This window comes from Streptomyces sp. NPDC059477, from assembly GCF_042749375.1.
GTDB lineage: Bacteria > Actinomycetota > Actinomycetes > Streptomycetales > Streptomycetaceae > Streptomyces.
Map to the genome: position 1 here is coordinate 72,054 of NZ_JBHYUG010000033.1, position 6,055 is coordinate 78,108.

General features: G+C 71.3%; 4 protein-coding genes. All 4 read left to right on the forward strand.

Annotated features, from left to right (window positions below; translation table 11 throughout):
* Nucleotides 1-82 precede the first annotated feature (82 nt).
* The 4 genes from ACFXAZ_RS18810 (at nt 83) to ACFXAZ_RS18825 (ending at nt 5,942) form a co-directional block, all read left to right on the forward strand.
* On the forward strand, nt 83-745 hold the full coding sequence (locus ACFXAZ_RS18810) for a LuxR C-terminal-related transcriptional regulator (protein WP_384591956.1): 663 nt from the start codon (nt 83-85) through the stop codon (nt 743-745).
* A gap of 306 nt (nt 746-1,051) precedes the next feature.
* Nucleotides 1,052-2,344 (forward strand): HRDC domain-containing protein, encoded by a 1,293-nt coding sequence (locus ACFXAZ_RS18815; protein WP_384591959.1) that lies wholly within the window; start codon nt 1,052-1,054, stop codon nt 2,342-2,344.
* A gap of 254 nt (nt 2,345-2,598) precedes the next feature.
* On the forward strand, nt 2,599-3,816 hold the full coding sequence (locus ACFXAZ_RS18820; RefSeq protein WP_384591962.1) for a thiolase family protein: 1,218 nt from the start codon (nt 2,599-2,601) through the stop codon (nt 3,814-3,816).
* Nucleotides 3,813-5,942, forward strand: a complete 2,130-nt coding sequence (locus ACFXAZ_RS18825; protein WP_384591965.1) for a 3-hydroxyacyl-CoA dehydrogenase NAD-binding domain-containing protein — start codon at nt 3,813-3,815, stop codon at nt 5,940-5,942. Before ACFXAZ_RS18820 ends, ACFXAZ_RS18825 begins: the two co-directional genes overlap by 4 nt.
* Nucleotides 5,943-6,055: the final 113 nt, after the last annotated feature.

Genomic DNA, 6,055 nt, shown 5'->3' on the forward strand with positions numbered 1-6,055 from the left:
AAGACGACTGTGACCTTGAAAGCACGGTTCGTACCGGCTTCATCCCCACGAGCCGGCCCCGTCCCGCACCCCAGGAGGCCTGGTGTCCGTTCTTCTTGAGCAGCCCGCAAGCCTGGTCGCCTACCGTCCGAACAAGCCCACCGCGATGGTGGTCGTGGCCGATCCGCGCGTCCGCTCCACCGTCACCCGGCATCTGTGGGCGCTCGGCGTACGCGATGTCATCGAGGCGTCGTCGGTAGCCGAGGCCCGTCCCCGGATCGGCAACCCGCGTGACATCTGCGTCGCGGACGTCCACCTGCCGGACGGTTCCGGCCTCACGCTCCTGTCGGAGACCCGCGCCGCGGGCTGGCCCAACGGCCTCGCCCTCTCCGCCGCCGACGACATCGGCGCGGTGCGCAACGCCCTCGCGGGCGGTGTGAAGGGCTATGTCGTCACCGGCACCCGCACCAACGTCGGGCTCCCCACCCGCCCCGGCGCCGCCCCCATCGGCTCCGCCGCCGCCCGTCTGCACCGCCGCCCCCCGGGCTCCCCGAGCCACCCGGGCGGCTACCGCGAACTGTCCGGCCGCGAGGTCGAGGTACTGCGACTGGTCGCGGAGGGCCAGTCGAACAAGGCGATCGGCGTCTCCATGGGCCTGTCCGCCCTGACCGTCAAGAGCCACCTCGCCCGCATCGCCCGCAAGCTCGGCACCGGCGACCGCGCCGGCATGGTGGCCGTGGCCCTGCGGACCGGCATCATCCACTGACCCGACACCCACCGATCCCCTCCCCCGGCCCCCCCTCTGCTCCCCCTACAGCCCTCCCCTCCGGTCCCGTCCTACGGCCCTCATCCCGGCCCGCCCCCATCCGCTCCCTGCACGTCCCTCGCCACTCCCCTGCCACTCCCCTGCCACTCCCCTGCCAGTCCCCTGCCACTCCCCTGCCCGTCCCCGCCCCTCCCCGAGCACGGTGAACGAGCCCTTTCACCGACATGACTGATTTACGACCCCCATGCGCCCGTCGACGGAACGTTCCGTCGGCGGGCGCCGTCCGTACACGGATACCCTTGACAGGTGACCGACGCCCAAGACACCGCAGCAGCCAGTTCACTGCGAACCACCGGGGGCGCCCCTCCGGACGACGGCGACACTGCTGCTCCTGGGGCGCCGACACCGCTGCTCGAACCGCGTGAGGGCATTCCGCCGGTGATCGCGGACGCCGAATCCCTCGCCGCCATGATCGCCGCCTTCGCCGCCGGCTCCGGGCCCGTCGCCGTGGACGCCGAGCGCGCCTCCGGATATCGCTACGGACAGCGGGCGTACCTCGTGCAACTGCGCCGCCAGGGCGCCGGCACCGCGCTGATCGACCCCGTCGCCTGTCCGGATCTGTCGGGCCTGGGCGAGGCGCTGTCCGGCGTCGAGTGGGTGCTGCACGCCGCCACCCAGGATCTGCCCTGTCTGCGCGAGATAGGCATGGTGCCCAGCGGGCTCTTCGACACCGAGCTGGCCGGGCGGCTCGCCGGGTTCCCCCGGGTGGGGCTCGGCGCGATGGTCGAGAGCGTCCTCGGCTTCGTCCTGGAGAAGGGACACTCCGCGGTCGACTGGTCCACCCGCCCGCTGCCCGAGCCGTGGCTGCGCTACGCCGCGCTCGATGTGGAACTGCTGGTCGACCTGCGCGACGCGCTGGAGAAGGAGCTGGACCGGCAGGGCAAGCTGGACTGGGCCCGGCAGGAGTTCGCCGCGATCGCCGCCGCGCCGCCCGCCGAGCCGCGCAAGGACCCCTGGCGGCGGACGTCCGGGATGCACAAGGTGCGGCGGCGCCGGCAGCTGGCCGTGGTGCGCGAGCTGTGGCTGGCCCGGGACCGGATCGCCCAGCGCCGGGACATCTCGCCGGGCAAGGTGCTCTCCGACGCCGCCATCGTCGAGGCCGCGCTGGCCGTGCCGACCACCGTGCAGGCGCTCGGCGCGCTGAACGGGTTCGGGCAGCGGACCGGGCGGCGGCAGCTGGAGCAGTGGCAGGCCGCCGTCGACCGGGCGAGAGCGCTGCCCGAGTCGCGGCTGCCGCAGCCGGGGCAGGCCGTCACGGGGCCGCCGCCGCCGCGGGCCTGGGCGGACAAGGATCCGGTGGCCGCGGCCCGGCTGTCCGCGGCCCGCGCGGGGGTCAGCGAGCTGGCCGAGCGGCTGGGGCTGCCGCAGGAGAATCTGATCACGCCGGACACGGTGCGGAGGGTGTGCTGGGAGCCGCCGGCCGCTGCCGCGGATGTTGAGGCCGTGAGCGCCGCGCTCGTGGGGTACGGGGCTCGGGAGTGGCAGGTTGAGTTGGTGGCGCCGGTTCTGGTGAGTGCGTTTTCCGCCAAAGCGGCGTAGGGGTCTTCTGTGGGTGCGCGGGTGCGGGTGGTCTGTGGCTTGTCGCGCAGTTCCCCGCGCCCCTTTGCGGCGTGTCCCTGGCCCCTGTCGGGAAGTGATCCGGCGTCTCGCCCGGGCGTGACCGTGACGCCCGTTCCATGTGAACCCCTGTGACCTTTGCCGCTGGCGTGCGTTGGGGTGGGCAGCTACGTTACTGATAAGTAGCATGGTGATGAGCAAGCGCTCAGTGTCCCGCACCCTGGAGGAGAGCCATCGTGCCTCGTACCGTCAGGGACGTCGTCTTCGTCGACGGCGTCCGTACCCCGTTCGGCAAGGCGGGCCCGAAGGGCGTCTACCACGAGACCCGCGCCGACGATCTCATCGTGAAGGCCATCCGGGAACTGCTGCGCCGCAACCCCGCCCTCGACCCCGCGAAGATCGACGAGGTCGCCATCGCCGCGACCACGCAGATCGGTGACCAGGGGCTGACCCTGGGCCGGACGGCCGGCATCCTCGCCGGGCTGCCGCAGTCCGTGCCGGGCTACTCCATCGACCGGATGTGCGCGGGCGCGCTGACCGCCGTGACCACCACCGCCGGGTCGATCGCCTTCGGCGCGTACGACGCCGTCATCGCCGGTGGTGTCGAGCACATGGGGCGCCACCCCATGGGTGAGGGCGTGGACCCCAACCCGCGGTTCGTCAGCGAGAAGCTGGTGGACGAGTCGGCCCTGTTCATGGGCATGACCGCGGAGAACCTGCACGACCGCTACCCCGGCATCACCAAGCTGCGCGCCGACGAGTACGCCGTGCGCTCGCAGGAGAAGGCCGCCAAGGCGTACGCGAACGGGAAGATCCAGCAGGATCTGGTGCCGATCTCGGTGCGCAACACCAACGCGGAGGTCGGTGAGACCGGCTGGGGCCTGGTCACCGCCGACGAGCCGATGCGGCCCGGGACCACGCTGGAGAACCTGGCCGGGCTCAAGACGCCGTTCCGGGTGCACGGGCGGGTCACCGCGGGCAACGCGGCCGGGCTCAACGACGGCGCCACCGCCTCGATCATCGCCGCCGAGGAGTTCGCCCGCGCACACGGGCTGCCGGTGCGGATGCGGCTGGTGTCGTACGCCTTCGCGGGCGTCGAGCCGGAGGTCATGGGCTACGGGCCGATCCCGGCGACGGAGAAGGCGCTCGCGCAGGCGGGGCTGTCCATCTCCGACATCGGGCTGTTCGAGATCAACGAGGCCTTCGCCGTACAGGTGCTGGCCTTCCTGGAGCACTACGGCATCGCCGACGACGACACCCGCGTCAACCAGTACGGCGGCGCCATCGCCTACGGCCACCCGCTGGCCTCCTCGGGGGTGCGGCTGATGACCCAGCTGGCCCGGCAGTTCGAGGAGCAGCCCGAGGTCCGCTACGGGCTGACCACCATGTGCGTCGGCTTCGGCATGGGCGCCACCGTCGTCTGGGAGAACCCGCACTTCGAGGGGGACAAGTGAGCACCACCGCCGAACTGTTGAAGGGCGCGGCCGAGCTGTTCCCGGACGAGGTCGTCACCGAGGCGCACGTACGCCATCTGGACCTGCCGTCCGGTGCCGGGCGGTTCGCCCTGATCACGCTGGACAACGGCTTCGACCACACCAAGCCGACCACCTTCGGCCCGGCCTCGCTGGCCCGCCTGGGCCTCGCGCTGGACCAGGTGGAGAAGGAGGCCGCCGCCGGGGACATCGTCGGCGTCGGCATCACCGGCAAGCCGTTCATCTTCGCCGTCGGCGCCGACCTCAAGGGCGTCGAGCAGGTCAAGGAGCACGCCGACGCGCTCGCCATCGCCAAGGGCGGCCACGATGTCTTCAAGCGGCTGTCGGAGCTGGCCGTGCCGACGTTCGCGTACTACAACGGCGCCGCCATGGGCGGTGGTGTCGAGGTCGGGCTGCACTGCGCCTACCGGACCGTCTCCCGGGCGGTGCCCGCCTTCTCCCTCCCCGAGGTCTTCCTGGGCCTGGTCCCGGGCTGGGGCGGCTGCGCGCTGCTGCCGAACCTGATCGGCGCCGAGAAGGCGATCTCCGTGATCGTGGAGAACAGCCTCAACCAGAACCGGCAGCTCAAGGGGCAGCAGGTCCATGACCTCGGCATCGCGGACGCGATCTTCGAGGGCGCCGACTTCCTGGAGCGGTCGCTGATCTGGACCGCCCAGGTGCTCAAGGGTGAGATCACGGTCGAGCGCCCCGCCGTCGACCGCGGCGAGGCCTGGGACCAGGCCGTCGCCAAGGGCCGTCTCCTCGCCGACAGCAAGGTGCACGGCGCCGCCCCGGCCGCCTACCGCGCCCTGGACATCATCGCCGCCGCCAAGGACGGCGACCTCCAGAAGGGGTACGACGCCGAGGACCGGGCGCTCGCCGATCTGATCATGGGCGGGGAACTGCGCGCCGGGATCTACGCGTTCAACCTGGTGCAGAAGCGCGGCAAGCGCCCGGCGGGCGCCCCCGACAAGAGCCTGGCCCGTCCGGTCACCAAGGTCGGGGTGGTCGGCGCCGGTCTGATGGCCTCCCAGCTGGCGCTGCTGTTCCTGCGCCGCCTTGAGGTGCCGGTCGTGCTGACCGACATCGACCAGGAGCGGGTCGACAAGGGCGTCGGCTATGTCCACGCCGAGCTCGACAAGCTGCTCGGCAAGGGCCGGATCAACCAGGACCAGGCCAATCGCCTCAAGGGCCTGGTCACCGGCGTGCTCGACAAGGCGGAGGGATTCTCCGACGCGGACTTCGTCATCGAGGCCGTGTTCGAGGAGATCGGCGTCAAGCAGCAGGTGTTCGCCGAGGTCGAGGCGGTCGTCCCGGCGCACGCGATCCTCGCCACCAACACCTCCTCGCTGTCGGTGTCGGAGATGGCCTCGCAGCTCAAGCACCCCGAGCGGGTCGTCGGCTTCCACTTCTTCAACCCCGTCGCGATCCTCCCGCTGCTGGAGATCGTGCGCGGTGAGCGGACCGACGACGCCTCCCTGGCCACCGCGTTCGCCGTCGCCAAGAAACTGCGCAAGACGGCGGTCCTGGTGAAGGACGCCCCGGCGTTCGTCGTCAACCGCGTCCTGACCCGGTTCATGGGCGAGATCCAGAACGTCATCGACGAGGGCACGCCGGTCGCCGTCGCCGAGAAGGCGGTCGAACCGCTGGGCCTGCCGATGTCCCCGCTGGTGCTGCTGGAGCTGGTCGGCCCCGCGATCGGGCTCCATGTCTCCGAGACCCTCCACCGGGCCTTCCCGGACCGCTTCACGGTCTCCCCCGGCCTCCAGGCGGTCGTGGCGGCCGGCAAGCGCGGCTTCTATGTCTACGACAGTGGGAAGCCGGAGCTGGATCCCGAGGTCGTGGCACTGCTGCGGCAGGGCGACTCCGTGCTGACGGAGGAGCAGGTGCGGGGGCGTGTGCTCGACGCTGTCGCGCAGGAGATCGGGCTGATGCTCGCCGAGGGTGTCGTCGCCGAGGCGCAGGACATCGACCTGTGTCTGATCACGGGGGCGGGGTGGCCGTTCCATCTCGGGGGGATCACGCCGTATCTGGACCGTGAGGGGGTTTCCGAGCGGGTGAACGGGAGGCGGTTCCTCGAACCCGGGGTGGCCAGCGTGCCGGTCTAGTTCTTTTGAACGCCGGTTTCCTCCAGGTGAGTTCTGGAGGAAACCGGCGTTCCACCGGCTTTCCCCAGTCGCGCACCTGTTCAGTTGTGACAAGCCTTTGGATTCTAGGGCGT